The sequence below is a fragment of the Thermococcus thioreducens genome (genome assembly GCF_002214545.1).
Classification (GTDB): Archaea; Methanobacteriota_B; Thermococci; order Thermococcales; family Thermococcaceae; genus Thermococcus; species Thermococcus thioreducens.
Genome location: NZ_CP015105.1, coordinates 393,638 through 419,651, shown reverse-complemented (window position 1 = coordinate 419,651; position 26,014 = coordinate 393,638). Strand labels below are relative to the sequence as shown.

Sequence of the window (26,014 nt, the reverse complement as noted above, 5' to 3'; positions counted from 1 at the left end):
TCACTCACCTCCACCGACCTCCTCGGCTATTTTGAGGTACTTGACTTTCAAAGCTTCGCGCTGCTTCTGGTAGACTGCCTTGGCGCCCTTGATGGCGAGCCTCACCGCCTCGATGAACTCCTCCTTGGTCAGATAGCCGTCCATCTGGAGGAGCGTTATGTCGTTCTTGAGGGGCATTATGGCGACCGGAACATCGGCCTCGCCGTAGTTGTCCTCGTCCTTGTTGAGGTCGAGGACTATCTCCCCCTCTATCTTACCGGCGGCGCAGGCCGCGACCAGGTCTCTCATGGGCACTCCAGCGTCCGCCAGGGCGAGGGAAGCGGCAGTTATTCCGGCAACGCGCGTTCCGGCATCGGCCTGCAGAACCTCGATGAAGACGTCTATGGCAGTCCTGGGGAACATCTCAAGTAGGAGCGCAGGCTCAAGGGCGCCCCTTATGACCTTGCTTATCTCCACACTCCTCCTGTCAGGACCGGGCTTTTTCCTCTCCTCAACGCTGAAGGGGGCCATGTTGTACCTCACGCGGAGTATCGCCCTGTCTGGCCTCTGGAGGTGTTTGGGGTGAATCTCCCTCGGTCCGTAAACAGCGGCAAGAACCTTGTTCTTGCCCCACTCAACGTAGGCAGAACCGTCGGCGTTCTTCAGCACGCCGACCTCCATCTTAATAGGCCTGAGTTCGTACTTCTTTCTCCCATCTATCCTCTTTCCATTCTCATCTATGAGCTTTAAACCCTCTGGCTTGCCCATCATTCTCCTTCACCCTCTCCAGCGGTTTGCTCCTCAATCTGGGGTATCTCTTCAACGATTCCCCGTTCCTTGAGCTCCTGAAGCCGGGCCACGAGAAGTTCCTTGACCCTGTCCGTGAGCCCCTGGGTGTGGCTTTCTCTGTCGACCTTGAGTATGGCCTCGATAGCGAGCTTCTCAAGCTCCTCCTTCCTGCCGCTGACCCAGACCCAGCCGTTCTGGCCGACTATTATCCTCGTGTTTGTCAGCTTCTTGATGAGGTTAATCATCGAACCGCCCTTGCCGATGAGCCTGGGCACCTTGGAGGGCGTTATCTTGACTATCTGCCCTCCCCTGAGCGGGCCGCCCTTGAAGGGCATCCCCTTCGTGGTCAGGTCTATCTGGTTTATCTCGTTGTACGCCTTTATCCTAGCGTAGATTATGTCGCCGATGTCGAATATCTTCCTCAGGTCGGTTTTCAGTATGTCTATGCGCTCCTCTACCGCGTCCTGGACACGCAGATTGGCCTCGTAGGGTGCCCCTATGTCCACGCTCCAGTTGGAGAACCTGACGTCGGTTATCTTGCCGAGAACGTTGTCACCAACCTCGGGTATGTACGGGCCCTCAAGGGGTATCACCCTGATGGCGTCTCCCCTGATCTCCACCAGTCCTACTACTGTTGAGTATATCCTGTTGCCTTCCCTGAACGTCCCTCTTCCGCTCTTAAACGGCCCCTGGGCAAGCAGAGTCCCAGGGACGACAAGTTCCCTACTCTTTACAAAAATCCGTCTCATAGTCCCTTCCTCTCTATCAGTTTAGTTATCGCATTGCCCTTCGTGAGGGCGTTAAGCTTCTCATAAAACTCCTCCTCGACCCCTCCGGGGATCTCGATGAGAAACATCCACGAGCCGTCGCTGGCCCACTCTTCGCGCTTTATCGTTCCGAACTTCCTTACCTCACCGTATGCCCTTCCCACGTAGTCCCCGGGTATCTTGACTGCTATAACCTTCATCTCAAGCTTTATCGGCAGGAGGGGTCTTATGGCCTTGATCACTCCTGGAACCTGCGCTTCAGCATCCTTGAACAGGTCAACGTGGACTCCGGCCTCTTCCATCGCCCGGAGGATTCTATCAACCGGATGTGGGTAGCCGGTTCTCGGGTCAACGGCGTGGCGGTGGATTATCGTCGCTATGTAGCGCCTCTTGTCCTCAAGCATCTGCCTCCTCTGCTCCGCCGTCAGCTGAACGTCACCCTTCCTGAGGATTATCTTCGCCACCTCGTAGGGGTCGCTGGTGCCGAATATCTTCTCCATCTCGTGCTCGCTGGCCTTGTCTCCCTTGTGGGCGTCTTTAAAAACGTAGGGAGTGGCGAGGATCTCCTCTATTGGAACCTCCTTGCCCTCCTTGAAGTCCCTGGCCAGATAGGGATCCACCAGTATCTCAAACGTCTCGCCGTGCGTCTTCAGACGGGCGATGACGGCCTTATCAACGCTTATGGGCATCGCCCGTCACCTCAGTAGTTGCTATCCAGCTCAGAGTAATCCTCTTCCCTCTCCTCGACTTCCTCTTCCTTGACCTCTTCGAGGATTTCATCGAGGTACTTGGCCAGCTCTTCCTTGCCGAGCTTCTTCCAGCGCTTGTCTTTCATGGTTATGTAAGCGACCTCTATGGAATCTGCACTCGGCTCCTCAAGGGTCTTCGCGAGCGCCATTATGGCCAGCTTTATCGCACCTTCCATGTCTATGTCGTCGGTGTAGTGCTCCTCGAAGATTGCCATGACGGTGTTCCTTCCGCTGCCTATCGCGACGGCCTTCCACTCGAAGTAGGCCCCGCTCGGGTCGGTCTCGTAGAGTTCAGGTTTGTCGTTCACACCGGCCATAAGAAGGGCCGCGCCGAAGGGCCTCACACCGCCGTACTGGGTGTGGGCCTGCTTGAGGTCGCAAATTTTCTTCACCAGAACGGTGAGCGGAACGGGTTCGCCGTAGGTCAGGCGGTAAACCTGGGCCTCAAGCCTGGCCCTGTCAACGAGAACCCTCGCATCAGCTATTATGCCGCTCGGAGCGGCCGCAATGTGGTCGTCGATCTGGAAAATCTTCTCGTAGCTGCTCGGCTCGATGAGCTTGCTGGTTATCCTCTTCTCGACGGCGAGAACAACACCTTCCTTCCACTTAACACCGACGGCGGTTGCTCCCCTCTTAACGGCCTCTCTTGCATAGTTTACCTGGAAGAGCCTTCCGTCAGGGCTGAAAACAGTAATGGCCCTGTCGTAACCTGCCTGCGGTGGTACAAACGCCATTTTACATCACCTCTAACGTATTATCGTCATATCTCCTACTCCCTGGCCATAATTCTCGGGCGGCATAATTAAGCTTTTCTATTCACCCCGCAAGGCAATAATCGCCATCTTTCTGGCTATTCTTCTGGCGAACTCCAAGGGAATGAACGCTATCACGAACAGCACCGCGGCCAGAATCAGCGACGGCTCCCTGCCGAGAGGTTGAACTATCATCATACCGAAGGCTACTATGAGAAACCCCATGCCAAGCGCGAGGGACCTCCGATAGGTTTTGTTCATTGCCTCAAGGTTTTCCTCCATCCTACCCCACCGAGGGCTTTTTATTCCGAACCGGTTTTAAGCCTTTGGTGTTGCCGATGGAGTGTCCGTTCTGCAATGCAAAGCGTGAGGCGATTCTTTACGATGACGGGATCATCAGGATACTCATTGACTCATATCCGGCGAACCGGGGCCACCTGCTGGTGGTTCCTGGGAGACACGTCGAGAGCTGGGAAGAGCTGAGCGGGGAAGAAAAGGCCGCCCTGATAAGGGGCATGGAGCTGGCGATGGAGAAGCTGAGAGAAGTGTTAAAGCCGGACGGGTTCAACGTCGGGATGAACCTCGGAAGAGCGGCCGGCCAGACCGTTCCGCACATTCACCTCCACGTGATTCCCCGCTGGATGGGTGACTGCGCTCATCCCCGGGGAGGGGTTAGAAAAGCCGTGCTCGATTTGGAAGATGAGAACCTGAGCATGAGGGAGCGCTGGGTAAAGAACAGGCTGAGGGAGGAAGAGGTCGAGCGGCTGAGGGAGGCGTTCAGGTCCTGAGCGGGTACTTCTCCCCGTTCTTCCCCAGCTTCCTCTCAACAGCTTCGCCGATGTCTATGCCCAGCTCGTGGGCGAGGAGGGTTAGGTAAATCACGACGTCGGCTATTTCGTCAGATATGGCCTCCTTTTTGGCCGGGTCCTTCACGGATTCGAGTATCTCCCCATCGCTTTCCCACTGGAAGTGCTCCAAAAGCTCGCCCAGCTCCACCGCGGCAGATACCGCCAGGTTCTTCGGTGTGTGATATTTCCCCCAGCCACGTGCATCGCGGAATGCCACAAGCTTCTCCTCAAGCTCCCGGAAATCCATGCAACCACCTCAGTAGGCGTGGGCATCGGCGTTCCTGAGGAGCTCTAAAAGCCTCAAAAACTCCTCAAGCTCCTCCCCTGAGAAGTGCTCCTCGACTTCGCTCTCGGGGTCGAGCTTGGCGAGCATCTCTCTCGCCTTCATTAGATCATCCAAATCCTCCTGGAGCTCAAGGGCACGCTGGGTGAACTCGTAGCTCGTGTGCGGGCTCTCAAAGGCCCTGTTCTGGTTCGCGATTATCGCTATCTTCAGGTTGGCTATTGTCTCATCGACCAGCTCAATAAGCTCCCCCACCTTCATATCCACCACGTCATAACCTACGCACCGGGGTATTTAAGCTTCCCCCAAAAGCTTTTTACACCGAAGGGACAAAATTTTACACGGTGGCAGAGATGGACTTCGACCTCTTCATGGAGAGGTACGGATACAAGATCCTCTTCGGCATATTTGGGCTCGTCCTTTTAATGATACTTGGAGTTCTGGCGTTTTCTGTCTATGCGGTTCTCAAGCTCTTTGGCCTATTCGCCGGGGGGTTGCTCCTGCTGTTTGGAATCCTCTACGCCTTCACAGTAAAGAGACGCGTCATGGACGCCCAGGCCCAGGCCCATGCGAAGTACTTCTACGATGACCGACCCAAGAGGTGAAGAAGATGGATTTGGGTCTGTTTATGGAGAGGTACGGATACAAGCTCTTCCTCTTCGCTTCCATCGTGATGGACTGACCCCCCATCTGCCTAAAGGGCAAGATTTCAAAAGAAAAAGTGATAACCAACACTCACAGTTTTACCACCTGGGCCTTAAAGTACTCTTCGGTCCTCTTAACGAGGACTTTGTCTTCCACCTTCCGGCCGATGCGCTTGAAGGTGAGTCCAACGATTTTCAAACTGAACTCGGCTTTGTCTTCCAAAATGTCACGGTAGCACTCCTCATCAGTCAAATCGATTTCCCCTATTGAAACGAGCAGTTTATAGTTATCAATGGTTTTGACAAGCACGTACTCCCTCTCCCAGGCCTTTCAATCAGTTCATAAAGGACCGTCCTTTAGATCTAAGAGTTCTTTTTTTACTGCTGTGAGAGCTGAGGGGAGGACTTCGAGTTTTCCTGTTTTAATTGCCTCGGGAAGCCAGTTTATGAACATGAGCCGATTGTTGTGCTTGAAGCCGAGTTTTGTCAGGTCTGTATCATCCCGGTAGCCGCATATCAACAAGGGTCCCCCTTTCATAAACTGTTTTAGGAGCCTAATGACTTCCGAACTGAGGACGGACCACCATCTGCTTCTTGGATTGGGGTGGAGTTCAAGGATCGTAAAGCCCTTGGCAGTGTAAATCCTGAAGTCTGCATTGAGTATCGTCTTCCCCTCATCAGTCCTCAGCGGTGGATCAAAGAGCAGTTCGCCGGGGATAATTAACTGAAAATCCTCCCCCAAAAGACCTTTTTCCCTGAGGTAATCCATCCAAGGATTACCAAACTCCTCATCCTGAACCTCAACTTCAAACTCCCTCATAATGAAGTCCTCAACATCTTCTGGCTTTCCATCAAACACAAAGTAAATGTAATTATCAACACCCACAAGCATCACCTCATTGCTGTAGTTTGGAGAAAAATAAAAAAGCTTAGTTAAAGTTTGACCCGAGATAAACCAAGCTTATATCAACGTTGTATTTTGAACTGATCTCCCTGAGCTTCTGGAGGGTGTAAGTGGATGGATATGATGGACCCTTTGCGTAGTAAATTTTTATTGTCCTTATTCCGTGGTTCTTGGCATATCCGGCCTGCTTTGCTATCTGCCCGATGTCTATTTCATCAAAGCTCCTCTTGCACTCAACGTAAACTGTCCTCCCGTTCTTTTCGGCGATTATGTCAATCTCCGTTAGGGTTCTCCCCGATGCGTCCCTAACCTCCTTCTCGACTTCCTTTATCCCCCACCCACTCCTCTTGAGGTGACTCACAACCTCAGCCTCATAGAGTGGGCCCAGAGTTTTTCCTCCCCTACTGGAATACTATAACGAATCACATTGACTTTGATTGAAAACTTTATCAAAAAGTTCTTTTAAGAGGAATAATGCGAGCTTCGTACCTCTCTTAAGTTCTTCGATGTGTTTTATCTCCTCCTCTGGAGATAGTTCTTCTGAGAGTTTCGTGTTGGCGAGTATTTTTCTGTTCAGGTACTTCTTCCTCTCCTCCAGCATTTCTAAGTACTCCTCAGCAAGCTGAATCACATCAGTAACAAAATCCCTGAGCTTCACAGTAACCCTGACAATTTCACCTTCCTTGCGCTTTCTGACCCATTCCGGGCAGTTTTCAGTACCCCAACTCTTAAAGAAAACATCAACAACCTTTTCACCAGACCCCCTAAGAATAAAAATCGTGCTTGAGTAATAGAACCCAAGGTAGGCAATATAGTAGGCAATTACATCTTCTGTAAGCTTAATGTTGAACTCCCTAATTGTCTCATGCCATGACTCTAGCCAGCTCTTTGTAGGCTCGGGATTAGCTATTTGATATAAACGCTCTAAGTGCTCCTCGTTATTCTGTGAGGTTCCGTAGATTTTCCTGAGAAAATATACGGAAATCCTCACTAGATCACTTACAAGCTCTGAAAGATCACATGTATCCTTTATGAATTCACCCATTTTATAACATCCGCCAATGGCTTCATTGTTAATTATTAATGTTGTCGGAACATAATCATTAACATTCAAATTAATCTTAAATGGCACATCATCACGAACCACACGAAACGCCATTATTTGCCCCCTCCAATCAGGATTTCTGTGTATATTTTTATCCCAAAAAAATTAAAAGGTAGTGGGGGTTTACCTGACTGGAAACATTGTCAGGAAATAAAACCCGTCTCCCGATTTGTAGTATACTACTAAAACTTCTCCTATGCCTTTAACGTAATACTTTATCCTTACTTTACCATCATATCCAACTTTTGAAAATTCCTCTGGATGAGCCTTTGCCGCGTCCTCGGCGATCCTTGCAATGTCCCCCGCAGTGAAGGTTGATGGAAACATTGACGTGTATGTTTTTCTGCTCCTCCAGCCAATAACATGTCTGAGATAAGCGTGAATTATGCCCTTGTTTTCATTGCCTTTCTGTATTACGACTTTATACCTTCCCACATTTATAGTCTTATCCCTGACTCTTGAAATGTCCCTGAGTATCTTGTTAAGGTCTGCTCCTTCCTCGACGAGTTCTTTGAGGGCACGTTCGCTTATTCCCTGGTTCCTAAGTCTCTGAAGAATTCTTACAACATCATCGAAGTTCTTGCCTTTCTTTACGACGTATTTTTCCGCGATTTCCTTGATGTACTTTTCGCCAAGAGCACTTTTCACCCACCTGGCACTGCTGGCACTGACGTCAGTGATGGTTTTGACGACTTTGGTGCGCCACCAGTCCTTTTTGACGATTACGATGGAGTACTTTGTGATTTCATCCCCGTGCTTTGCCAGGACTTTAATGCCGAGCTTGAGGCCGTCCCCAGGGTCTGGAATTAGAAGCGAGACGGCATCATACACCATTGCCGCCTCAGGGGAAACGTACCTCTCCAGCGCCCAGCTTAGTAGCAAATCCAGCAGAATCATTCCAACAAAAATCAAAACCGGAGCGACCTGGGGCTGGACCTCATCTCCAGGCTTCCCCAGACTGAGATCTCCGGGTAGCGTTGCCGTACTGTTCACCGTTGCATTAACAAAGCTCGCAGTGGCGCTGGCACTACTGAGGGCCATTCCAAGGAAGAGCAACACGAGGGTTAGAGCAAGGAACCTCTTCCAATCCAAGCGAACACCTCCTTAGAGCTGTCTACATGGATAATAAATCCAAACCTTAAAAAATTTACTATTGTTAATATTAACAAGGCAATGGCAATTAAAATTAGATCACTACTCCACAGGGAGTCCAGATTACAACCGCCAAAACATGACAATCTAAGAACAGCTAAAAGCCCCCCAGAATCCAAATCCCAAACTGTGGCAGGAACGAGAAAAAACGCCCGTGATTTTCCGAAAATTTTTCAGTTTTCCTCGGGGTTTTTCTGAAGGTAGGGTTTTAACCCTTCGACGGTAGTTTTATCGGTGGTAACATGGAGGCGGTTAAAGCTTATCCTTCTGACTCAGCAGAACTCAAGGCCAAGAAGCGTGAGAAAAAGCTCCTCATGGGCAACGAGGCAATAGCATACGGCGCCCTTGAGAGCGGTGTTGTCTTTGCGACAGGATACCCCGGAACCCCTTCAACGGAGGTAATCGAGACCATAGCGCATCTCAAGCCGGAGGTATTCGCCGAATGGGCCCCCAACGAGAAAGTGGCTTTAGAGGAAGCGGCCGGCGTTGCATACACCGGCCTCCGGGCGCTAGTCACGATGAAGTGCGTCGGCCTGAACGTTGCCGCCGACCCGCTCATGAGTTTGGCATATTCCGGTGTTGAGGGTGGCTTGGTCATCCTCGTCGCCGACGACCCCGGTCCGCACACCAGCCAGACCGAGCAGGACGACAGGTATTATGGAAAAATCTCACTCCTCCCGGTTCTTGAGCCAGCCGACCCGCAGGAGGCCCACGATTTAATCATCTACGCCTACGAACTGAGCGAGCGCTACAAGGTTCCCGTGATATTCAGGACGACGACAAGGGTCAACCACACCACGGCCGACGTGGAAGTCGGCGAGTTCGTCGAGCTTGAGCGCGAGCCGAAGTTCAAGAAGGACATAGAGCGCTATGTCAGAGCCAGCATGGAGGGCAACAGGAAGAGGCACAAGTGGCTCAACGAGACGCTGGCGAAGATAGAGGAGGAGTTCAGCTCGATGCCCTTCAACTGGGTCGAGGGCGAGGGAAGGATTGGAATAATCGTCGAGGGCGCGCCCTACAACTACGTGAGGGAGGTTCTGCCAAAGCTCGACGGTGACTTCAAGGTTCTCAAGCTCTCCACGCCACATCCTCTTCCGCGGAAGCTCGTGGTTGAGTTCCTCAAGAGCGTGGAGTTCGCGGTGGTTATAGAGGACGGTGCCCCGTTCCTTGAGGAGGAGGTCAAGATAGCGGCCTACGAGGCGGGATTAAGCGTTCCAGTCTACGGCAAGAGAACCGGCCACTTCCCGCTTGAGGGCGAACTGACGCCGAGCCTTGTGAGAAACGCGCTGTTGAGGCTCATCGGAGAGGAAGGGGAGACCTACGAGAAGCCGGAGGAAGTGAAACTGGCAGAAAGCCTCGCCCCGAAGAGGCCTCCGGTGATGTGTCCCGGCTGTCCGCACAGGGGGAGCTACAGAGCGGCCCTCGACGCTTTGAGGGATTTAAAGCTCGGAAGGTACAGCGTCCCGATTCACGGCGACATAGGCTGCTATGCACTGTCACTCCTTCCGCCGCTTGAGGCGATATGGACAGAATATGTCATGGGAGCGAGCATAAGCCTTGCCAACGGCCAGAGCGTGGCGCTGAACAAGAAGGTGATAGCCACCATCGGCGACTCGACCTTCTTCCACAACGGAATTCAGCCCCTCATAGATGCCGTTTACAAGAACCTGAACGTTCTGGTCATGATACTCGACAACAGGACGACGGCGATGACCGGCCACCAGCCCCACCCCGGAACCGGAGGTAGCGAAACCGGCAGGAGATTCAACGAGATTGACATAGAAGCGCTCGTCAAGGCTCTGGGCGTCAGGTACGTCAAGACCGTTGACCCCTACGACCTCAAGGCCACGAGGGAGGCCATCAAGGAGGCCATGAAGATTGAAGGGCCGGCTGTGATAATAGCCAAGCAGGAGTGCGTCATCCCGGTCATAAGGCGCGGTGAGATAGGCGAGATACCGCTCGTCGTCGAGGAGAAGTGCACCGGCTGCAAGGCGTGCATACTCTTAACCGGCTGTCCGGCGCTCGTTTATGACCCGGAGACGAACAAGGTGCGCATAGATTCCCTGCTCTGCACCGGCTGCGGCGTCTGCAACCAGCTCTGCCCATTCGATGCGATAAAGTTTCCGGGGGAGCTGGAGAAGAGCTAATACCACCCATAGCGCCAGCCACCTTTTCTTTCCCTCCTTGCATCTTCAACCTCGTCCGAGATTATTGCGTAGAATACAGCCATGTAAACGACAACTAAGAAGAATCCAATCGCCAAGCCAAGCTCAAAGTTCACCAATGACAGCAGCCAGATGAGTGTGGAGAACGGCAGGAAAAGCCGCACCGCCCCGTTCCTTATCCTCGCCCAGTTGTCAGGGCCGAGGTAATCTGGGCTCCCCGGGCGGGAAAAGGGGTCATGGAAGAACCAGTAAAGCCCGCTGGCCATTATCGATGATATCCCAACGGGAACCAGCATCAGGAAGGTGTAAATAATGGCAGGCCAAGGCTCCATTGTTACCCTCAATAAAAGTATGAATGTAACGCTTTTAAGTTTTGCCCTCACTCCCTCCACACTTCCAGCACCATAAAGCGCCTCACGAGGGGGTTCGGGTAGATCTCCCAGCCGATTCCCTCCGTGTTTGCCTCGATTTCCCCGAAGAGGCCGCCCTCTCGGGGGTCTAAGCTTTCCCCATAGATTTTCCCGGGACGAATCTCCACCGTCATGTACCTCGGCAGACCGACGATGGCCTTCCCGTTTTCCCTTGCATACTCAACCGCCCACTTTGCGGTGTAGATGCCTGAGTAGATCTCCGCTATCCTCACCGGGACGCTGGACTTGCCGATGGCGATTATTTCAATGCCAGTCTCCTCCCAGAACTTCTTTGCCAGGGGCTGAAGGTCTTTAGCGAGATCCTTCCAAACTTCCTTGCCCCGGTCGGTTATAGTTAAAGCGTCAATCGTCGGTCCGTCGAGCTTTCTGACCTCGATCCCGCCGAGGGTCGAGTCGAGATGTATCACATCTGGCCTTACCTTTCTGGCAAGTTCAACAGCCAGAAAAGCCTCCTCTCGGACGGCCTGTCTTCCGCTCATGTCGTAGTCAAAGGGGTTTCCGTACTTAACGATGCTCAGCGTTGCCGTCCTGTAGGGCTTGTCAACAAGTACAGCCGCGGTCGCTATAAGCCCGACCGGCTCGTAGTCCTCGGTCAGCAACGCACCGCCTGTGTCGGCCGAAACTATCCTCATCGCAACCACCGTTAACGGGCAATTACCAATATACCACGGGGCCAAATGTATAATGGTGATAGCATTGGATGGGTCAGGCGGTGTGGTTTATGAAGCTTTGGGTTCATACATAGACGGTCTCTGCAGTTCAAACTTTCTCGGAACCGCCCGGGGAAAAGTCGTCCTGTACAAAATGGGCACGTATCCCCTGACGCCTACGAAAAAACTTCCGTTTCTCAATGTGTTCTATTCCAGGGGCATGCTGGAGATAACTGGGATATGGAACAGAGATGGCAAGAGCGGAGCTTTTCTCCTGAAGATGGTTCCCTCAGGGATAGAGGTCAGGGAGAAGGGCATCATCTATATAACCTTCCGTCCACGCGATGGGGGTATAGTTCTGGTCATTCTGTACGGAAACGAAGGGCTGGCAAGGACTCTCAAAGGCGCGGTTATGGACTGCGGAAGAGGCAGGGGCAAAGAGGAAAAGATACTGTCCTCGGTATCTCCCCGCTGAGTCATCTTTCACCTTTCCGACTGAGCAGGGAATCCCTGAGCCTCTTTATCTCCTCTCCCAGAGAACCCACGCTTTCTTCATCGAAGCTTGCAATTCCCGCGTACCGTGATACAACACCGTAAACTTCGGGATGCCGGCTTTTCAGAATCCCCACCATCTCCCGGGCAGACATGAGAAGGCCAGTATCAAGATAAACGAGGTACGCACCGATGGTATAGAGGGCGTCCATGTAGGCATTGTAGGCCATATCAAACCGCCTTTCCTCCAGATAGTAATCCCCACGACGTATGTATGCCAGAACCTTCTCCACAAGCTCCGCTTCCATTCCTCCCACCACGCATGGTTTATAAGGGGAGACCTAATAAACCTGTCGAGGGGCTATGAGGGCAGAGAAACTGGTCTGGGCGGCCACGGTGCTCATAATAATCTACATCTCATGGGAGGCTATCAGCCCGCTGATAACACCGATGTTCTTCGGCCTGATTTTAGCTTACGCGGCCCATCCAATCCACCGGCGGCTGAGCCCCAGGATTGGAGGAATGAAATCAGCCCTCCTTCTTACGATGGGGATGCTCGGTCTTGGAAGTATCGTTACCTTCGAGATCCTCATGATATCGGTTCAGGTTGCATCGTCCTTCTACCACAGCGTTGTCGATTTCTTCAGGTGGCTGATGACACAGCCACTGCCCCCCGAAGTTCTCGACTTTCTCCAGAACTTCTTCAATCAGCTGGTTCCCAGGCTTTCGGACTATATATCGAGGCAGGCGTTCTCGCTCCCCATGTACCTTCTCCAGCTCGTTGTCTTTCTGTTCACGTTCTATTACGCGCTCGCCTTTTCCAGGGAGATAGCGGAGGAGATACGCCTGGCGATACCCGAGAGAAACCGCCACCTGGGAGAGGAGATACTGGAGAGCCTTAACAAGACCCTCGGAGCGCTCGTGAGGGCGTGGCTCGTCCTCAATGTCGTTAAGGGCGTGCTCATGACACTGGGCTTCATAGCTTTTGGGGTCTCCGACGTATATACGGCGATAGTTGCGGGCTTCCTGACGTTCATCTTCTCATTCGTGCCCCTCTTCGAGGGCTGGATGATATGGCTTATCGCGGCTGCATACTTTATCAAAAACGGGGCATACTTCCACGCGGCAGGAATAGCGCTCTACGGCTTCCTGCTGGTCTCCCCCATGCCAGACTACACTATAAGGCCCATGATGGTGGCGAAAGACACAAACCTAGACGAGACCCTGGTCTTCATCGGAATGATAGGCGGAACCTGGGCCATGGGAGTGAAGGGCCTGATAATCGGCCCGATAGTCCTCAACCTTCTCCTGGTTCTCCTGAAAGAATGGAAGAGGGCCATATCTAAAGAACCTTCACACCAGCACTCTCAAGCTCCCTTAAAGCAAGCTCCTCGTCCTCAGGCTTAATGCCCTTAACTGCGTCGCGGAGGAGGTAGGTCTCAAAGCCGTGTTTGACGGCATCGAGGGCCGTCGCTTTAACGCAGTACTCCGTGGCCACTCCGCAGATGTAGACCCTCTTGACCCCGCGCTTTTTAAGTATCTCAGCCAGCTCGGTGCCCTCAAAGCCGGAGTATGCCTCCTTATCCGGCTCCGTCGCCTTGGATATTATCACCGCATCGGCCGGAAGTTCCACCACGAACTCTGCCCCTGGAGTGTTCTGGACGCAGTGCTTCGGCCAAGGGCCGCCACGCTCTCTAAAGCTGATGTGGTTCTCTGGGTGCCAGTCGCGGGTGGCAACTATCAGCGCCCCCCGCTCCATAAAGGCTTTGATGTAGCGGTTGCACCTGGTGATTATCCTGTCGCCATCCGGAACGGGCAGAGCACCGCCGGGCATGAAATCCCTCTGCATGTCAACAACTATAAGGGCCTCCTCGGGCATGACCACCACCGAAAATGGATTCGCGGAAAAGGTTAAAACCCTTATCAGAACAGCTCACCGTTTATGAACTTCCGGGTCAGTTCGTTCTCCGGGTTTTCAAAGATATCCCTCGTTTTCCCCACCTCGACTATCCTTCCAGCGTACATGTGGGCGACCCTGTCGGCGAGCCTCTTCGCCTGGAACATGTTGTGGGTCGAGAAGACTATCGTCGTGCCGTTTTTCTTGGTGATTTCCTTTACGATGTCCTCTATTATGGCCGAGTTCGTTGGGTCAAGGTTGGCTGTAGGCTCGTCCATCAGGAGGAGCTTCGGCTCAAGGACTATCGCCCTCGCTATGGCGACCCTCTGTTTTTCTCCGCCGGACAGCGTTTTGGCCTTTCTCTTTTCGTAGCCCTCAAGCCTCACAAGGGAGAGCACCTCGTGAACTTTTTTCTCTATCTCTGCCCTGGAGTAGCCCCTCAGCTTTAACCCATAGGCGATGTTCTTGAAAACGGTCGTGTTGAACATTACCGGGGTCTGAAACACCATGGTGATGTTTTTTCTCAGCTCCCCCGGCCGGCTCCAGTTGACAGGCTTCCCATCGAAAAAGTACTCCCCCGAGTCGGGCCTCTCAAGTAAAGCTAAAATCCTCAGCAGGGTGGTCTTCCCGGCCCCGCTGTGCCCCATGACGCAGAATATCTCGCCCTTTTTGACCTCAAGGCTCACACCGTCCAGCGCTCTGTGGTCTTCGTAGCTCTTGACTAAGTTCTCGGCCCTCACTATCATTCCAACCACTTCCTCACGAGGTTTGAGAGCAGGTTTACGGCGAGGACTATGCCCATGAGGATTATGCCGAGGGCAATCGCTATGCTTATCTCCGCCCTGACGGTGTACATCTGTATGGCAGTGGTGAGAACCCTGGTGTTGTAAACGCCGCCCCTGACGTAGATGTTACCGCCTATCATTAAGGCTATGCCAAGCTCGGCTATGGCCCTGTTGAAGGCCGCGATAATCGCCAAGACTATCCCTCCGACGCTCTCCCGGACCACCTGGAAGGATGCACGTAATTCATCGGCCCCCAACGTCAAAGCCAGCTCCCTAATCTCGCCCTCTATCGACTCCAGCGAGTTCACGACTATACTCATGATTATCGGGGTTATCAACAATGCTTGACCGACGCTTATCCCCATCTCCGTGTAGAGAAGGCCGAGAGAACCGAGCGGGCCGAGGGGGACGAACATCAGGTAGAGCACCAGGCCCCAGATAACGGTCGGAACTCCCATGAGACCGTTTATCAGAGTCTTAACCAGCCACTTGCAGGGGAAATCTTTCAGGCCGAGGAGCACTGAAATCGGCAGAGACCATGCCACCGCCATCAGTGTGGCCATGCCAGAAACCTTGATGGAACGGATGGCTATCTCTATCACGTAGGGGTCGTCTATCAGCTTCACAGCCTCTGAAAATCCCTGGATTATGTAGTCCCACGCCATCTTTCATCCACCCTGAGATGGAGGAAAGAAATAAAAGGCTTAGCCTTCAACCACAGACGCTGGGAACTCGAAGAAGTCGTATTTGGGCTGATACCTGAACTTCTCCGGGCATTCGGTGTATTTATCCCCGTCCTTCATGAAGCCGTACTTGAGGATCCACCTGAAGACATCCCCCTGCTCGCTCTTGAGGACCGGAACTGCCGGATAGAACAGGGGCCTTCCAAACTCGTCCTTTCCGTACTCCGCTATGGCCTTCTGTCCCTCCTCGCTGGTGAGCCACTCGGCGAGGAGCATTGCACCCTCAAAGTCCTTGTCGGGTATCTTCTTTGGGTTGATTATGATTATGGCGTAGACGTTTATGAGCTCCTCCCCCTTGTCAACGAGGACGTCCAGGTTTATCTTGCCCTCCTTCTGGTATTTGAGGTAGGTTCCTATGTCCGAGAGGGTGTAGGCCTTCCTCTCGCTCGTGTATAGGAGCGTGTTGCCCATTCCGGCACCGGTGGTTCCGAACCAGCTCTCGTTCTTCAGCTCGTTGAAATCGAAGCCAGCGTTCTTCCACAGGGCTATTTCCTTCGTGTTTGTTCCGGAGCCGTCGTCCCTTGAGACCCAGACGATTTTGTCGGGATGGGCCCTGCCGTACTCGACGATCTTCTTGAGCGCCTCGGAAACGCTTAAACCTCTAATTCCAGCCGGGTCGTCCTTGGGACCAACTATCACGAAGAAGTTGTAAGCAAAGACCTTTCTGTTCACCCCGTAGCCCTCCTCCATGAAGGCCTGTTCCTTCGGGAGTGCATGCACGAGTATGGCATCGCTGGCACCGCTTTTAGCATCGAGAATCGCTCCCCCTGTCCCCTTGGGGATGAAGCGGAGCTCTATGTTGTACTTCTCCTTGAAAATTGGTGCAACCACGTTCTCAAGGATTCCGGTATCGTAGAGGCTGGTGGTGGTTGAAATCGTAAGAACCTTGGGCTTCTCCGTCGCCGTTTGAGTCCCGTTGGTGCTCCCTATACATCCGTAGGAAAGCCCAGTTAGGAGCAGAACCAGCAAAACAAGTGTGTTTACCCTCTTATTCATAGTGCCCACCGTTAGCTGGACGAAGACAGAATTTATAAACATTTTTGTCCATTTTAAGCAATTTTGTTTAACAACCTACCGAAAAAATTAAGGCTAAAGCTCAAGCCTGTCCCTGAACCGGGACATATCAACGCCCTTGTCCATCCCGAGGAGATAGACCAGAACCCTTTCGTCCAGGTCGCCGTAGCGCTCGCGAAGGGATTTTATCCCCTCGATGACCTCCTCCCTCTCCCAGCCGAGGGCCTCAGCTATGTAAGAGACCATTTCATTGAAAAAGTCCTCACCTGCCTCTTCCTCCGAGAGCAGGGCTTTGTTGACAACAAGAAGGCCGCCCTTTTCCTCCAGGAGTCCCTCCTCCAGGGACTTTGCTATGAGTTCCTTCGCGCTCTTCACATCCATTAGGCGGAGGCTGAAGGCAAGTATCCCAACGAGCTCGCTCCGGGTGAACTCAATAGAGCCCTTATACTCAACCGCCCGTTTTATCGGGTGCACGCAACCACCTAACTTTTTTAGGGCGCTGGAATAAATAAACCTTTGCATAACTCCGTTAGATGTTTAAGCACGCGCGAGAACTCTAAACGGTGATGCCGATGGAGCAGAGGACTCACAGACTGACCTCCCAAAAATTGGTTGGAAAGCCCGTGAAAATCGAGAAGAACTATGCGGAAGTCCTTCTGAAGACCACAGAGGAGATGGCCGTCGATGAATACGGCCTCGTGCACGGCGGCTTCACATTCGGTTTAGCCGACTACGCGGCGATGCTCGCTGTGAACGAGCCCACCGTCGTCCTCGGGAAGGCTGAGGTAAAGTTCCTGAAGCCAGTTAAGGTCGGTGAAAAGCTGATAGCCAAAGCAGAGGTTATAGAAGAGTCTGGAGGGGGTGTGAGGGACGGAACGTCCCCCCGGAGGAAGAAAATCGTAAATGCAGAGGTCTTCAACGAGAGGAACGAGAAGGTCTTTGAGGGAACCTTCCACTGCTACGTCCTAGAGAAGCACGTGCTCGAATGAGCCAAAATTTTTTAAGCCTGAATATCGCACTCCGATATCGGTGTTCGATATGAAGTACCGTGACTTTCTCACCCTGCACATACTCCACCATGCGAGCGAAGAACCCGTCACAGGTTCGTTCCTGATGAGAGAACTTGAGAAACACGGCTACAGCATCAGTCCAGGAACCATTTATCCTCTCCTCCACTCCCTCGAAGGGGAAGGCCTCCTGAAGAGCCACTGGGAGGTAAGGGACGGCAGGCGGGTTAGGGTCTACGAGATAACTGAGAATGGGAGAGAGATACTGGAAGAGGGCAAGAAGAAGCTGAAGGAGCTCTGTCTCGAACTGCTGGGGGAGTGAACGATGGAAGAAAAAGAAAAGAAAATCTTCGGCGTGAGCTGGAACGTCTTCCTTCTCGGAATCGTCAGCTTCCTCAACGACATGAGCAGCGAGATGATAATGCCCATAATGCCGAGCTACCTGATGGAGGTCCTGAATGCTGGAAAGCTCCTCAGCGGCTCCGTCATGGGTGCGATAGAGAGCATGAGCTCCCTCTTCAAGGTTGCCTTCGGTTACGTGAGCGACCGCTTTAGAAAGAGGAAGGCCTTTGTCTTCGCCGGTTACGCCCTCTCGACCCTGGCCAAAGGGGCTTTAGCGCTGACCCGCTACTGGTGGGACTTTCTGCTCCTGCGCGCGGTGGACAGGATAGGCAAGGGGATAAGAACCGCCCCCAGGGATGCGCTTATAGCGGAATCAAGCGAGAAAGGAAAAACAGGCAAATCCTTCGGCTTCCACCGTATGATGGACACCCTCGGGGCCGTAGCCGGTCCGCTCGTTGCAATAGGCCTCATAGAGCTCCTCAAGAGCATTCCCTCCGAGACCATGTACCGCTACATCTTCCTGCTCTCGGCCCTTCCTGGGGCTATATCTCTCTTCGTAATAATCCTCTTCGTGAGGGACAGGGGCGGTGAGGTCAAGAAGAAGATCAGGGGAATCTCAACGCTGAGGGACAGAAACCTGCAGCTCTTTCTGGCGGTCATTGCCATCGGGGCACTGGGGAGGTACAGCTACGCCTTCACGATGTGGAAGGCACAGGAGCTCGGCTACTCCGTTGTCCAGAGCATAGCCTTCTACGCCCTCTTCAACCTCATCTACGCCCTCTCAGCTTATCCCCTGGGGGTTTACTCGGACAGTTTCGGCAAGAAGAGGATGATAACCATCGGCTTTGGTGTCGCCGCGCTGGCGGCCTTGGCTTTTGCCTACGCGGAGGACTTCTACACGCTCATAGCGGCCTTCGTTCTCTACGGAATCTACATCGCCATCGAGGACACCATCCCAAGGGCCTACATGGCTGACCTGGCAAGGGAATACGAGAAGGGCACCATAATAGGTGCGTACCACACCGTCTTTGGAATCTTCGTCCTTCCGGCGTCGGTGATAGCGGGCTGGCTCTGGGGGAGCTACTCCCTGGCATATTCTTTCACCTTTGCGGCTTTGATGAACGTTACTGCCATGGTTCTAATGACCTTTGTGGAGGAATAGCTCCCCCAATTTCATTATAGAAAAGATAAGAAGGGCACAGTTCAGGCTTCTAGCTTTTCCAGCTCCTCCTTTCCAACGAGAAGGGGTCTCTCTGCTTCAATAACGTAGCTGAGCTCCCACCTGACTTCGCCTTTGTTCATTGCCTCTGCATAGCGCTCGGCTATTTTCTCGGCCTCCCCGAGTGAAGACGCCTCTATGATCCTCCTGACGTACCACTTCATATCGCCGAAGCGAAGCTTGAACTCCGCCATGTACACGGCCATCACCGCAGAAAGTTGGAGGAGAACTATAAAAACCTAAGGCTCGACCGCCCGATAAATCCCGTCAACCTCTCCAGCCTCAAAGACCTTCCCGCCCTCCTTCGTCCTCAGCTCAACGAGAACCTTCCTCGGAGCCTTCTCAACCTCTTCCTCAACCTTCCTCGTGCTGAGAACCTGGATGAAGGCATCTCCAAGGCGCTCGAACTCGAAAACCAGCGCATCGTCCTCCCAGCGATGGCCACGGTAAGAAACGCCCCCCATTCTAAATGTAACCTCAAGAACTATTCTCATCAACATTCCTCCAGGTGTCTTTATATCAATGGGTAGTCGTGGGGGTTAAAAAGATTGCCTAGAAAAAGAAAACTCCCTCAGCCCTTTTTCTTCAGCTTGAGAACCTGCTTTGCAAACTCCTCAAGGACTTCCTTCCTCATGCCCTCGAAGAACTTTATCGAGCCCGCGTAGCTGTGGCCGCCGCCCTCTATGCCGGCGCTCGGCAGGGCCTCCTGGAGCTTCGGGATTATCTCGTTCAGGTCGAAGCCGTAAGCTGCCATGCCGTCGGCGGCTCTCACAACTGCGAAGTCCGGGCCGTAAGCTAAAGTCAGTATCGGCGCATCCTCGCCGTACTTCTCCTTGAAGTGGTCGTGTATCAGGCCGGATAGCTTGCCCGGAGAGGGATAAGAAAACTTCGGGGCGAAGAGCTCGATGTCTATCGTGTTGAACCTTATGCCGTTGGGCAGGACTACGCTCTTGACGTGGGGCAGTGAGGCCTTTAGAGCCTTCTCCTGCTTCTCCTTTACCTCTGGGTATATCGCATTGATGAGCTCGCGGTGCCTCTGGAGGTTGCCGGTGAGGAGGAGTATCTCGTCTATTACGCCGTGCCCGTCCATGAACTTCCAGTAGAAGGCCTCGTGGTCTATCACCTCAGCTATCTTCTTGAGGTCCTCCTCGTTGAGGCCCTTCGCTTTCTTGGCTATCTCAAGGTACCCGTAGAACTCCGGGGCTTTGCTCCTGTCGCCGGTTCCAGCGATAGCTGGCAGGTGCTTTATCCTGTCCTCAACGTCAGGGTTGATAAAGCGCGCCACCTCCGTTGCCAACATTCCCGCCGTTAACTCGTAGTAGCCGCGCTTTATGTGGTGGGGATTGACGTGGACGTCAACGTAGTCGTCCACCTTTGCCCTGTCCTCGCTCACCCATTCACGCGGGTCATGGTGGTCTATCACGACTATGGGCACGCCGTAGGCCCTTATACGCCTGTACGCCGGGATATCCTCGCTGGTTCCGCCGTTGTCAACTATGACGAGGAGCGGGAGCGGGTCGCCGAACTTCTCGTGATCCTCGACCATGAAGATAATGTCTTTGAGCACATCCTCCAGCTCGTAGAAGGGCGCCCTGCTCGGTCTGCGCTTGAAGAGCTTCCATCTGGCCCCCGAATCCGGAGAGACTTCCTCGATGAGCGGGACTATCGCATACTCTAAAGCTAAGCCGGAGGTGTAGCCGTCGGCATCTGCGTGGTGCCTCAGGAGGATGGGCCTGCCCTCGTATATCGCCCTGCGTATCATGAATGCCGCCTTCATTATCTTGGGCTTGAGCTTCTCCAAAACCTCGCTCTCCACAAGGAAACCGACGTCCCGTGGCTGGGCGCGCCTGTCAAGCTCCTCCTCTATACGCCTCTTCACTTCCGCCGCCTCGGGCCCCCACAGCCTGGCCATGTCGCTGACCTCAATCTGTATCTCGCCCGAGTGGAAGGCAACCTTGCCTATTACCTCGACGACGTCACCCACGTTGATGTTGGGATATGCCCTGACGCCGGGGGCCTCAAAGGCGGCGGCCCACGTTATTCCGGTTCCATCCGTTATCGTGAAGACCGTTGGACCGCCGGTCACCTGTATCTGGGTCACCTTACCGCGAAGCCTGACCGTCTGACCGGCCATGTCCTTGCTCAGCTCGCCGATGAGCGTCACCGGGAGCTCCTTCCGGACGGTTACGGTCTTGTAGTGTTTGAGTGCCGACTCGATGAAGTCCACCTCGCCCTTGTCGGGCCTGACGTCGAGAACCTGAACCAGTATCTCCTCACCGGGCCTGTATTCCCTGCCGCCGAGAAGGTCTTTGCGCCTTATTAGACCCCTTACGTGCGGATTTAATCTGACAAAGACTCCAAAGCGCTCCACCCTGTCAATCGTCCCCTTGTAGACGTTTCCAACCTCTATGTCTTCCAGGTCACAGGTCTTGTCCAGGATGTAGACGACCTTGTACTTCCTCATGCATTCCGAGCAGACCCACGTTGTTTCCATGCCGGGCTCCCAGGGCTCTTTGACCTTACCGCAGATGTCGCAGGCAAGAACTCTACCCGTCCCGCCACACGTAGGACAGGTGTCGTAAACAGGAACCACACCCTTTCCGTGGCACTCGGGGCATGGTATCTCATCCACATCGTCCTCAACGCCGAGGTAGTCGAGGTTTCTGTAGCCCTTCAGCTTGTCTCCCACTTTGAAATCAGCGGGAACGTAGCCCCAGCCCTCGCAGACGGGACATTCTTTCTCGCCAGCCTTGATTTTCCCGGTTCCGTGGCACTCGGGACAGTCCTTAACCACCATGAGCATCACCCTAGAAGCCTCTCATCTGAGAGACCTAGGCCGGCTCCGGCTTATAACCTTTTGTCTCCGCCTTACCGAAGAAGCCCCAGAACACGACCATTGAGAGGCCGTAGAGCAGTGCGGTTATCATGAACGGCCAGGTGAGGGAGAGATCAAAGAGCCTGCCGCCGATGTACTGGCCGATTCCAAAGGTAGCAGTCCATGAGAGGTTGTTGAGGGCCATGACCGTTGAACGCTCCTCCTTTTTGAAGAAGCCCACCATAAAGGAGTTCCAGATCGGGTTGACTATGTTCATCAGGATCGTCCTTACGGTGTAGACGGCCGCGGCCAAGAAAAAGGTCGGGGAGAAGGGCATCGCCGCTATGAGGATGCTTGCGCTCCCGTTGAAAGACACTATGGTTTTGACGCTGCCGAACCTGTCGGCTATCATCGGAAGCAGAAAGGTTCCCAGCCCCATGATAAACTGCTGGAAGGCGAACAGCCATCCTATACTCTCCAGACTCGTCCCGAAGCGCCCGTTGAACCACAGACCAACATAAGGAATTGTGATCCCGGCCCCCAGGCCTATGAGCGCACTCGGGAGTGCGAAGCGCCCTATCCTCACGAGAAGGCCCCTGTCAAGCCTCAGCTTCTTCTCACTCTCGGCCAGAACAGACCTTACAAACAGCACCAGAAGGAACCTCACGGGGATTATTAAGAGAACCAATGCAAAGACGTCCCGGTATGAAATGTATCTGGGCAGGAAGCCGGCCAGGATCAGGCCGACGGCTGAGCCTATGGTTCCCATAGCGGAGGAGAGGCTGAAGAGGTAGTGCCTCTTCTCGTCGCTCACCTCGCCGCTCAGCAGTGCCATGTATGATGGGTTTTCAAAGGCCATGCCGATGCCCACAAGAACGCCGCCGAGGGTAAGAAGGGCTATCGTGGGGTAGGTTACCTGGATCAGCCTGCCGAGGAACATCAGGGAAACGCCCATGAGAACCGCCTTTTTGTAGCCCATCTTCGTACCGAGGGGGCCGGAAAACAGGAGAACGCTGGCTTGAGCTATTGTGGACATGGAGAAAACTATCCCGATGTCGGTGTAGCTGAAGCCGAGCGACCTCAGGTAAAACGGGAAGATGAACCACGCTATGTTGCCCCCGAGCCAGGAGATGAATGAGTAACCCACGAGCAGCCATGCGTCCTTACTGAACCCCCTGTAGTTCTGCAGCGACATGAACGTTCAGACCGCTGTCGAGTATATAAACTTACCTCCTCCAAAACCGAAAAGTTTATTTAGAAAAACAGACGATTACTCAGCGTTTAAATCAAAAATACGGCTTATTCCTTGCTCAAATTGAGGGGCGTAAAATTAGAAAAACATGGTAAAATAAGATTTCACATTTCTTCCATGAACTTCTCGACAGCCAGCCTCGTCTCGGCGTACGTTTTTCCTGCGAGGATTATGACCCTGTAGTTCTGGTTGTTCGGGTTCTTGAGCTCCTTTATCACGTAGCCCTTCTGCTCTATCTCGGACTTGATGGCATCGACGGTGTCCTTTCCGTAGGCCTGCTCCAAAAGCGCCCAGGCCTTGTTGCTCACCCATCCACCGACTATTATGACGTTCTTGTCGGAGGGGAAGTCCTTGAGCTGGGTGTCCTCGATTATGAACTTGTAGACGTCATCAGTCGCCTCAACCTTGGGCGCGGTTATGGCGACCGTCTTGGTCACTGAGGCAACACGGACGAAGCGATAGCCCTCGACTCCGATTATCTCGCCCTCGTTGTTCTTTGTGAACACCGGGACTACCTCAAGGCCCCAGTTAGTGGGCAGCTTAAGCGTTGCCCCTTCGCCGATGAAGACCCTCTTGAAACCGGCACTTTCGTTGACGTGAAGGTAGAGGATGTAGAGATTGTTATTCGGGTCTATGTCCCAGACCCACTGCCCGCTGTAAACATCGCCGTCCTGGTACTGCTTGACCTTCTCGTAGTACCAGTAGTTGTAGGTGACCATGAGGGTTCCGCCGACACCAACGAAGAAGTCGGTTGGAGCAAAGAGGAACAGCTCCTTAACGCCCCTCTCAAGGAGTTCGGTGATCCTTGCAGATGGGTATGTGCTGAAGGTCTCAAAATCCTCGTTCCCGTTTGCATCAACGTACATGATGTAGTAGCTTCCCTTCTCCATGGTCTTCTGTTTTATCATACCGCTCGGATAGATTAGGTCAATGAGCATTTCCTCCTGGTTTATGTTTATGTCCACGAACTTCATGCTCCAGCTTCCAACAGACAAGCTCTCGCCAAGGGAGCTTGAGGTGGAGTCAACCTCTGTATAGGCGTAGAAATACATTGTGTCCTTTCCGTCAACGGTTGTGGCAACAACCTTATAGTCACCGCCGATGTCGAGAGGGGTCGTGTTCTCGTTGAATACTATCTCCACGCTCCTGTCGGTGAACTCGACAGCCTTTTTAGTGGAGTTGAAATCGACGCGCGAGAAGTTTACCTGGATGACTACCCCGTGTCCAACCGGCTCGTCGCTAACGTTAACCCCGACATCGGGCATGTCGCGGGAGTTGAGCTTGTAGGTCTGGTTCTCATCGGGAATGAGCACGCTGTGGTACTCAACCGGTATGGAGACGGTTTTCGTATACGTTCCCTGAGAAACGCCCTGGAGGACAAGAAAAGCACCGAGTCTCGAACCCGTTATGGCGTCCTCACCTATGTGAAGCGGCACTCCATTGACTATCTTGGTAGTGGGCAGAACTATTACCGTGTTGGAGGAATTGATTCCCGTAACCGCTGCGTTAATCGGCGTAAGGAGCAGGCCCAGAACTACCAGGCCCATAAACAGAGTCAAAGCCCTTTTCATCGTTTATCACCGATTTAAAGTGCATCTCAACCTTTATAACCTTTCCCCGGAACTTATTTCTGCGATGATGAGTGAATCCAATGCTGACCGGATGATGAACCCCGAACCTGAGCACCGGATTGAAAACGAAAGGCGAACCGGAATGGAGAAACAGCTTGAAGAGCTTTACTCCAGCATTCAGGAGCTGAAAAGAGAGAACGAGAAGAGAAAAGCTCCAGATCAGCTCGGATGGGACGATATCGCCCAGGAGATCATCGGGGCAGTCACCTTTGCCCTCCCGTTCCTCTTCACGGCGGAGCTGTGGGAGATAGCCAAGGACATCTCGGTTGAACGCTCCCTTCTGGTATTCCTAATGACCCTTGGCGTTGCGTACCTCTTCATTGCCAAATCCAGAATAGGGAATCTAAAAAGGGAGGAGCTGTTCCACGTTCCCAAGAGGCTCCTTACGGTCACGGGAATAGCCTACATGATCTCCGCCGGGCTGATATATCTCTACGGAATAAACAGCCTGGCCGACTTTACGGCCAGACAGTATCTCAACGCCACCATACTCATAAGCACCTTCGCCGTGATAGGCGCAATAACCGTTGACATGGTGAAGTGAATGAGGCTCGTAACGGGAAAAAAGTGGGAAGCGTTCGCGGATGAAAAATCCATACTCTTCCCGGAGTACAGGAGGAACCGCGACGAACTCATCGATTTTGTGGACTCCCTAACTGGGGAGGAGACCGTCGTTACGGCGAGCCTGGAGCTCATCGATTTAATCGCCTGGAAGTTCAGGCGGGGCGAGGAGAACGTCCTGATATATTCTGATACAGGGAAGATCCTCACCCTCAAGGAGACCTATGAGCTGAGGAAGTACCTCGACTTCGATGTAAGGGGCGGCTTCTCCGGGGAAGAAGCAAGGACAAGCGTCCTCTTCGTCGAGGGCAAGACTGACGCCAAGTTCTTCAAGGCAGTCTTCAAGAAGCTCTTCGAGTTCAAGGAGAGCAGGGAGGCACCTTACAGCTTGAGGTTCATAGAGAGGGTCTTTGAGCGCGACAACTTCGACCTGCTGAAACGGGAGGAGGATAGCTACTATCTCGCGGTCATACCGAGCGAAGGAAACTCCGGCGTCATAAGGAACCTCGGGAACTTCCTGCGGGCGATGTATATATTCGACTTCCGGGTTGAGAGAATCGGAGTGGCTATCGACATCGACGAGGACAGGGACGCGGCTCTGGCCTCTATAGCCGGGAAGCTCTCGGGTTTCGAGCACAGGAAAACATCCATCGGCTACCTCGTAGGAAAAACCGAAGTGGTTCCGCTGATAATCGGCCTGCCCTTCGAGGACGAGGTCATCGAGTGGAAAAAGCCCACCGTCGAGGATTTGATGCTCCACCTCATAGCGAGGGAGGGACTTCTTGAGAGAATAAAGCCTGGCCTCAAAGCCCTGAACGAGAGCCTCGGGAGGAAGCTCAAGCCCAAAGAGGTCATGTACCTGGCCCTGTCGGCCTACGGGCACTGGGGCAACCTTGAGGGCTTCTACGAGCTCTTCGTCATGCGTTCCAGGTTCAGGAATCTAAAAGCGGTTCTCGGGGAGGCGGGCCTCATGAAGGGGCTCATTTATCTCGCGGGAAGGGAGAATGGGAGGCGTTGAATTTTTATTCCTCCCCCTCA

At 53.3% G+C, this 26,014-nt stretch carries 35 protein-coding genes; 10 read left to right on the top strand and 25 right to left on the bottom strand.

What is annotated here, in order from left to right; genetic code table 11:
• From rrp41 to A3L14_RS02195, 5 genes are all read right to left on the bottom strand, one after another.
• Positions 1-750 carry an exosome complex exonuclease Rrp41 gene (rrp41, locus tag A3L14_RS02215; RefSeq protein ID WP_055429822.1) on the bottom strand — a complete coding sequence of 250 codons (750 nt, stop codon included), beginning with the start codon at positions 748-750 and terminating at the stop codon, positions 1-3.
• On the bottom strand, positions 747-1,517 hold the full coding sequence (rrp4, locus tag A3L14_RS02210; RefSeq protein WP_055429823.1) for an exosome complex RNA-binding protein Rrp4: 771 nt from the start codon (positions 1,515-1,517) through the stop codon (positions 747-749). The genes rrp41 and rrp4 overlap by 4 nt, the downstream gene beginning before the upstream one ends.
• Positions 1,514-2,224: a ribosome assembly factor SBDS gene (locus A3L14_RS02205; RefSeq protein WP_055429824.1), complete on the bottom strand. Its 711-nt coding sequence runs from the start codon at positions 2,222-2,224 to the stop codon at positions 1,514-1,516. The genes rrp4 and A3L14_RS02205 overlap by 4 nt, the downstream gene beginning before the upstream one ends.
• 11 nt (positions 2,225-2,235) lie before the next feature.
• Positions 2,236-3,018: an archaeal proteasome endopeptidase complex subunit alpha gene (psmA, locus tag A3L14_RS02200; RefSeq protein ID WP_055429825.1), complete on the bottom strand. Its 783-nt coding sequence runs from the start codon at positions 3,016-3,018 to the stop codon at positions 2,236-2,238.
• A gap of 78 nt (positions 3,019-3,096) precedes the next feature.
• The gene (locus A3L14_RS02195; protein WP_055429826.1) at positions 3,097-3,318 is read right to left on the bottom strand and encodes a hypothetical protein; all 222 of its coding nucleotides are present in this window, start codon (positions 3,316-3,318) and stop codon (positions 3,097-3,099) included.
• 56 nt (positions 3,319-3,374) lie between these two features.
• On the opposite strand from A3L14_RS02195, the gene A3L14_RS02190 reads away from it, so the two are divergent.
• Entirely contained in the window at positions 3,375-3,824 is a 450-nt protein-coding gene (locus A3L14_RS02190; protein WP_055429827.1) for an HIT family protein, read from the top strand.
• On the opposite strand, the gene A3L14_RS02185 is transcribed toward A3L14_RS02190, so the two are convergent.
• Positions 3,814-4,131 carry a nucleotide pyrophosphohydrolase gene (locus A3L14_RS02185; protein WP_055429828.1) on the bottom strand — a complete coding sequence of 106 codons (318 nt, stop codon included), beginning with the start codon at positions 4,129-4,131 and terminating at the stop codon, positions 3,814-3,816. The two genes, A3L14_RS02190 and A3L14_RS02185, sit on opposite strands and share 11 nt — an antisense overlap.
• A 9-nt stretch (positions 4,132-4,140) precedes the next feature.
• Positions 4,141-4,428 (bottom strand): hypothetical protein, encoded by a 288-nt coding sequence (locus tag A3L14_RS02180; RefSeq protein ID WP_055429829.1) that lies wholly within the window; start codon positions 4,426-4,428, stop codon positions 4,141-4,143.
• Between the two features lie 92 nt (positions 4,429-4,520).
• Here A3L14_RS02180 and A3L14_RS02175 point away from each other — a divergent pair, with 92 nt between their 5' ends.
• Positions 4,521-4,772: a hypothetical protein gene (locus tag A3L14_RS02175; protein WP_055429830.1), complete on the top strand. Its 252-nt coding sequence runs from the start codon at positions 4,521-4,523 to the stop codon at positions 4,770-4,772.
• 130 nt (positions 4,773-4,902) lie between these two features.
• On the opposite strand, the gene A3L14_RS11905 is transcribed toward A3L14_RS02175, so the two are convergent.
• The 5 genes from A3L14_RS11905 to A3L14_RS02155 form a co-directional block, all read right to left on the bottom strand.
• On the bottom strand, positions 4,903-5,121 hold the full coding sequence (locus tag A3L14_RS11905) for a hypothetical protein (RefSeq protein WP_232473395.1): 219 nt from the start codon (positions 5,119-5,121) through the stop codon (positions 4,903-4,905).
• 30 nt (positions 5,122-5,151) lie between these two features.
• A complete protein-coding gene (locus A3L14_RS02170; protein ID WP_232473393.1) occupies positions 5,152-5,703 on the bottom strand; it encodes a hypothetical protein in 552 nt (183 codons plus the stop codon).
• Between the two features lie 37 nt (positions 5,704-5,740).
• Complete coding sequence (locus A3L14_RS02165) at positions 5,741-6,103, bottom strand: YraN family protein (protein ID WP_143597816.1); 363 nt, start codon at positions 6,101-6,103, stop codon at positions 5,741-5,743.
• A gap of 24 nt (positions 6,104-6,127) precedes the next feature.
• The gene (locus A3L14_RS02160; RefSeq protein WP_055429832.1) at positions 6,128-6,874 is read right to left on the bottom strand and encodes a hypothetical protein; all 747 of its coding nucleotides are present in this window, start codon (positions 6,872-6,874) and stop codon (positions 6,128-6,130) included.
• A gap of 69 nt (positions 6,875-6,943) precedes the next feature.
• Positions 6,944-7,912, bottom strand: coding sequence for a hypothetical protein (locus A3L14_RS02155; protein WP_055429833.1), 969 nt, complete (start codon positions 7,910-7,912; stop codon positions 6,944-6,946).
• A 302-nt stretch (positions 7,913-8,214) separates the two neighbouring features.
• Here A3L14_RS02155 and iorA point away from each other — a divergent pair, with 302 nt between their 5' ends.
• Complete coding sequence (gene iorA, locus A3L14_RS02150) at positions 8,215-10,119, top strand: indolepyruvate ferredoxin oxidoreductase subunit alpha (RefSeq protein ID WP_055429834.1); 1,905 nt, start codon at positions 8,215-8,217, stop codon at positions 10,117-10,119.
• Here the strand turns inward: iorA and A3L14_RS02145 are convergent.
• Positions 10,116-10,469 carry a hypothetical protein gene (locus A3L14_RS02145; protein WP_074631434.1) on the bottom strand — a complete coding sequence of 118 codons (354 nt, stop codon included), beginning with the start codon at positions 10,467-10,469 and terminating at the stop codon, positions 10,116-10,118. The two genes, iorA and A3L14_RS02145, sit on opposite strands and share 4 nt — an antisense overlap.
• A 47-nt stretch (positions 10,470-10,516) precedes the next feature.
• Positions 10,517-11,200, bottom strand: coding sequence for a DUF4152 family protein (locus A3L14_RS02140; protein WP_055429836.1), 684 nt, complete (start codon positions 11,198-11,200; stop codon positions 10,517-10,519).
• Positions 11,201-11,252: 52 nt separating this feature from the next.
• Between A3L14_RS02140 and A3L14_RS02135 the strand changes: the two genes are divergently transcribed.
• On the top strand, positions 11,253-11,693 hold the full coding sequence (locus A3L14_RS02135; RefSeq protein WP_198300096.1) for a hypothetical protein: 441 nt from the start codon (positions 11,253-11,255) through the stop codon (positions 11,691-11,693).
• Position 11,694: 1 nt separating this feature from the next.
• Here the strand turns inward: A3L14_RS02135 and A3L14_RS02130 are convergent, their stop codons facing one another.
• Positions 11,695-12,018, bottom strand: a complete 324-nt coding sequence (locus A3L14_RS02130; RefSeq protein ID WP_055429837.1) for a hypothetical protein — start codon at positions 12,016-12,018, stop codon at positions 11,695-11,697.
• A gap of 55 nt (positions 12,019-12,073) precedes the next feature.
• Here A3L14_RS02130 and A3L14_RS02125 point away from each other — a divergent pair, with 55 nt between their 5' ends.
• Complete coding sequence (locus A3L14_RS02125; protein WP_055429838.1) at positions 12,074-13,117, top strand: AI-2E family transporter; 1,044 nt, start codon at positions 12,074-12,076, stop codon at positions 13,115-13,117.
• Here A3L14_RS02125 and A3L14_RS02120 read toward each other — a convergent pair.
• From A3L14_RS02120 to A3L14_RS02100, 5 genes are all read right to left on the bottom strand, one after another.
• Complete coding sequence (locus tag A3L14_RS02120) at positions 13,053-13,589, bottom strand: nicotinamidase (protein WP_055429839.1); 537 nt, start codon at positions 13,587-13,589, stop codon at positions 13,053-13,055. The two genes, A3L14_RS02125 and A3L14_RS02120, sit on opposite strands and share 65 nt — an antisense overlap.
• 44 nt (positions 13,590-13,633) lie before the next feature.
• Complete coding sequence (locus tag A3L14_RS02115) at positions 13,634-14,353, bottom strand: ABC transporter ATP-binding protein (protein WP_055429840.1); 720 nt, start codon at positions 14,351-14,353, stop codon at positions 13,634-13,636.
• A complete protein-coding gene (locus A3L14_RS02110; RefSeq protein WP_055429841.1) occupies positions 14,350-15,057 on the bottom strand; it encodes an ABC transporter permease in 708 nt (235 codons plus the stop codon). The genes A3L14_RS02115 and A3L14_RS02110 overlap by 4 nt, the downstream gene beginning before the upstream one ends.
• Positions 15,058-15,096: 39 nt before the next feature.
• The gene (locus tag A3L14_RS02105; protein ID WP_055429842.1) at positions 15,097-16,131 is read right to left on the bottom strand and encodes a substrate-binding domain-containing protein; all 1,035 of its coding nucleotides are present in this window, start codon (positions 16,129-16,131) and stop codon (positions 15,097-15,099) included.
• Between the two features lie 93 nt (positions 16,132-16,224).
• Positions 16,225-16,623, bottom strand: coding sequence for a DUF2240 family protein (locus A3L14_RS02100; protein ID WP_055429843.1), 399 nt, complete (start codon positions 16,621-16,623; stop codon positions 16,225-16,227).
• A 98-nt stretch (positions 16,624-16,721) separates the two neighbouring features.
• Between A3L14_RS02100 and A3L14_RS02095 the strand changes: the two genes are divergently transcribed.
• The 3 genes from A3L14_RS02095 to A3L14_RS02085 are packed head-to-tail and all read left to right on the top strand — an operon-like array spanning position 16,722 to position 18,660.
• Positions 16,722-17,138, top strand: coding sequence for a PaaI family thioesterase (locus A3L14_RS02095; RefSeq protein ID WP_055429844.1), 417 nt, complete (start codon positions 16,722-16,724; stop codon positions 17,136-17,138).
• Positions 17,139-17,187: 49 nt separating this feature from the next.
• On the top strand, positions 17,188-17,478 hold the full coding sequence (locus tag A3L14_RS02090) for a PadR family transcriptional regulator (RefSeq protein ID WP_055429845.1): 291 nt from the start codon (positions 17,188-17,190) through the stop codon (positions 17,476-17,478).
• Positions 17,479-17,481: 3 nt separating this feature from the next.
• Positions 17,482-18,660 (top strand): MFS transporter, encoded by a 1,179-nt coding sequence (locus tag A3L14_RS02085; RefSeq protein WP_055429846.1) that lies wholly within the window; start codon positions 17,482-17,484, stop codon positions 18,658-18,660.
• A 41-nt stretch (positions 18,661-18,701) separates the two neighbouring features.
• On the opposite strand, the gene A3L14_RS02080 is transcribed toward A3L14_RS02085, so the two are convergent.
• From A3L14_RS02080 to A3L14_RS02060, 5 genes are all read right to left on the bottom strand, one after another.
• Positions 18,702-18,917, bottom strand: coding sequence for a hypothetical protein (locus A3L14_RS02080; protein ID WP_055429847.1), 216 nt, complete (start codon positions 18,915-18,917; stop codon positions 18,702-18,704).
• Positions 18,918-18,956: 39 nt separating this feature from the next.
• Positions 18,957-19,211 carry a hypothetical protein gene (locus A3L14_RS02075; RefSeq protein WP_055429848.1) on the bottom strand — a complete coding sequence of 85 codons (255 nt, stop codon included), beginning with the start codon at positions 19,209-19,211 and terminating at the stop codon, positions 18,957-18,959.
• Between the two features lie 77 nt (positions 19,212-19,288).
• Positions 19,289-21,514 (bottom strand): DHH family phosphoesterase, encoded by a 2,226-nt coding sequence (locus A3L14_RS02070; RefSeq protein WP_055429849.1) that lies wholly within the window; start codon positions 21,512-21,514, stop codon positions 19,289-19,291.
• 34 nt (positions 21,515-21,548) lie between these two features.
• Positions 21,549-22,727 (bottom strand): MFS transporter, encoded by a 1,179-nt coding sequence (locus A3L14_RS02065; protein WP_055429850.1) that lies wholly within the window; start codon positions 22,725-22,727, stop codon positions 21,549-21,551.
• Positions 22,728-22,888: 161 nt separating this feature from the next.
• Positions 22,889-24,355, bottom strand: a complete 1,467-nt coding sequence (locus tag A3L14_RS02060) for an S-layer protein (protein WP_055429851.1) — start codon at positions 24,353-24,355, stop codon at positions 22,889-22,891.
• A 64-nt stretch (positions 24,356-24,419) separates the two neighbouring features.
• Here A3L14_RS02060 and A3L14_RS02055 point away from each other — a divergent pair, with 64 nt between their 5' ends.
• Both A3L14_RS02055 and A3L14_RS02050 read left to right on the top strand, forming a co-directional pair.
• Entirely contained in the window at positions 24,420-24,959 is a 540-nt protein-coding gene (locus tag A3L14_RS02055) for a DUF2391 family protein (RefSeq protein ID WP_162840172.1), read from the top strand.
• Positions 24,960-25,994: a DUF3226 domain-containing protein gene (locus tag A3L14_RS02050; protein ID WP_055429853.1), complete on the top strand. Its 1,035-nt coding sequence runs from the start codon at positions 24,960-24,962 to the stop codon at positions 25,992-25,994.
• Positions 25,995-26,014 lie beyond the last annotated feature (20 nt).

What these genes read in the sequence shown, in the direction of transcription:
- rrp4 (WP_055429823.1), bottom strand. Translation starts at nt 1,517, where the DNA reads ATGAGACGGATTTTTGTAAAGAGTAGGGAACTTGTCGTCCCTGGGACT.
- iorA (WP_055429834.1), top strand. Translation starts at nt 8,215, where the DNA reads ATGGAGGCGGTTAAAGCTTATCCTTCTGACTCAGCAGAACTCAAGGCC.
- A3L14_RS02120 (WP_055429839.1), bottom strand. Translation starts at nt 13,589, where the DNA reads ATGCCCGAGGAGGCCCTTATAGTTGTTGACATGCAGAGGGATTTCATG.
- A3L14_RS02070 (WP_055429849.1), bottom strand. Translation starts at nt 21,514, where the DNA reads ATGGTGGTTAAGGACTGTCCCGAGTGCCACGGAACCGGGAAAATCAAG.
- A3L14_RS02095 (WP_055429844.1), top strand. Translation starts at nt 16,722, where the DNA reads ATGGAGCAGAGGACTCACAGACTGACCTCCCAAAAATTGGTTGGAAAG.
- A3L14_RS02140 (WP_055429836.1), bottom strand. Translation starts at nt 11,200, where the DNA reads ATGAGGATAGTTTCGGCCGACACAGGCGGTGCGTTGCTGACCGAGGAC.
- rrp41 (WP_055429822.1), bottom strand. Translation starts at nt 750, where the DNA reads ATGATGGGCAAGCCAGAGGGTTTAAAGCTCATAGATGAGAATGGAAAG.
- A3L14_RS02160 (WP_055429832.1), bottom strand. Translation starts at nt 6,874, where the DNA reads ATGGCGTTTCGTGTGGTTCGTGATGATGTGCCATTTAAGATTAATTTG.
- A3L14_RS02135 (WP_198300096.1), top strand. Translation starts at nt 11,253, where the DNA reads ATGGTGATAGCATTGGATGGGTCAGGCGGTGTGGTTTATGAAGCTTTG.
- A3L14_RS02065 (WP_055429850.1), bottom strand. Translation starts at nt 22,727, where the DNA reads ATGTCGCTGCAGAACTACAGGGGGTTCAGTAAGGACGCATGGCTGCTC.
- A3L14_RS02180 (WP_055429829.1), bottom strand. Translation starts at nt 4,428, where the DNA reads ATGAAGGTGGGGGAGCTTATTGAGCTGGTCGATGAGACAATAGCCAAC.
- A3L14_RS02195 (WP_055429826.1), bottom strand. Translation starts at nt 3,318, where the DNA reads ATGGAGGAAAACCTTGAGGCAATGAACAAAACCTATCGGAGGTCCCTC.
- A3L14_RS02105 (WP_055429842.1), bottom strand. Translation starts at nt 16,131, where the DNA reads ATGAATAAGAGGGTAAACACACTTGTTTTGCTGGTTCTGCTCCTAACT.
- A3L14_RS02125 (WP_055429838.1), top strand. Translation starts at nt 12,074, where the DNA reads ATGAGGGCAGAGAAACTGGTCTGGGCGGCCACGGTGCTCATAATAATC.
- A3L14_RS02085 (WP_055429846.1), top strand. Translation starts at nt 17,482, where the DNA reads ATGGAAGAAAAAGAAAAGAAAATCTTCGGCGTGAGCTGGAACGTCTTC.
- A3L14_RS02075 (WP_055429848.1), bottom strand. Translation starts at nt 19,211, where the DNA reads ATGAGAATAGTTCTTGAGGTTACATTTAGAATGGGGGGCGTTTCTTAC.
- A3L14_RS02050 (WP_055429853.1), top strand. Translation starts at nt 24,960, where the DNA reads ATGAGGCTCGTAACGGGAAAAAAGTGGGAAGCGTTCGCGGATGAAAAA.
- A3L14_RS02115 (WP_055429840.1), bottom strand. Translation starts at nt 14,353, where the DNA reads ATGATAGTGAGGGCCGAGAACTTAGTCAAGAGCTACGAAGACCACAGA.
- A3L14_RS02110 (WP_055429841.1), bottom strand. Translation starts at nt 15,057, where the DNA reads ATGGCGTGGGACTACATAATCCAGGGATTTTCAGAGGCTGTGAAGCTG.
- A3L14_RS02185 (WP_055429828.1), bottom strand. Translation starts at nt 4,131, where the DNA reads ATGGATTTCCGGGAGCTTGAGGAGAAGCTTGTGGCATTCCGCGATGCA.
- A3L14_RS02060 (WP_055429851.1), bottom strand. Translation starts at nt 24,355, where the DNA reads ATGAAAAGGGCTTTGACTCTGTTTATGGGCCTGGTAGTTCTGGGCCTG.
- A3L14_RS02130 (WP_055429837.1), bottom strand. Translation starts at nt 12,018, where the DNA reads ATGGAAGCGGAGCTTGTGGAGAAGGTTCTGGCATACATACGTCGTGGG.
- A3L14_RS02090 (WP_055429845.1), top strand. Translation starts at nt 17,188, where the DNA reads ATGAAGTACCGTGACTTTCTCACCCTGCACATACTCCACCATGCGAGC.
- psmA (WP_055429825.1), bottom strand. Translation starts at nt 3,018, where the DNA reads ATGGCGTTTGTACCACCGCAGGCAGGTTACGACAGGGCCATTACTGTT.
- A3L14_RS02145 (WP_074631434.1), bottom strand. Translation starts at nt 10,469, where the DNA reads ATGGAGCCTTGGCCTGCCATTATTTACACCTTCCTGATGCTGGTTCCC.
- A3L14_RS02055 (WP_162840172.1), top strand. Translation starts at nt 24,420, where the DNA reads ATGATGAGTGAATCCAATGCTGACCGGATGATGAACCCCGAACCTGAG.
- A3L14_RS02170 (WP_232473393.1), bottom strand. Translation starts at nt 5,703, where the DNA reads ATGCTTGTGGGTGTTGATAATTACATTTACTTTGTGTTTGATGGAAAG.
- A3L14_RS02205 (WP_055429824.1), bottom strand. Translation starts at nt 2,224, where the DNA reads ATGCCCATAAGCGTTGATAAGGCCGTCATCGCCCGTCTGAAGACGCAC.
- A3L14_RS02190 (WP_055429827.1), top strand. Translation starts at nt 3,375, where the DNA reads ATGGAGTGTCCGTTCTGCAATGCAAAGCGTGAGGCGATTCTTTACGAT.
- A3L14_RS02175 (WP_055429830.1), top strand. Translation starts at nt 4,521, where the DNA reads ATGGACTTCGACCTCTTCATGGAGAGGTACGGATACAAGATCCTCTTC.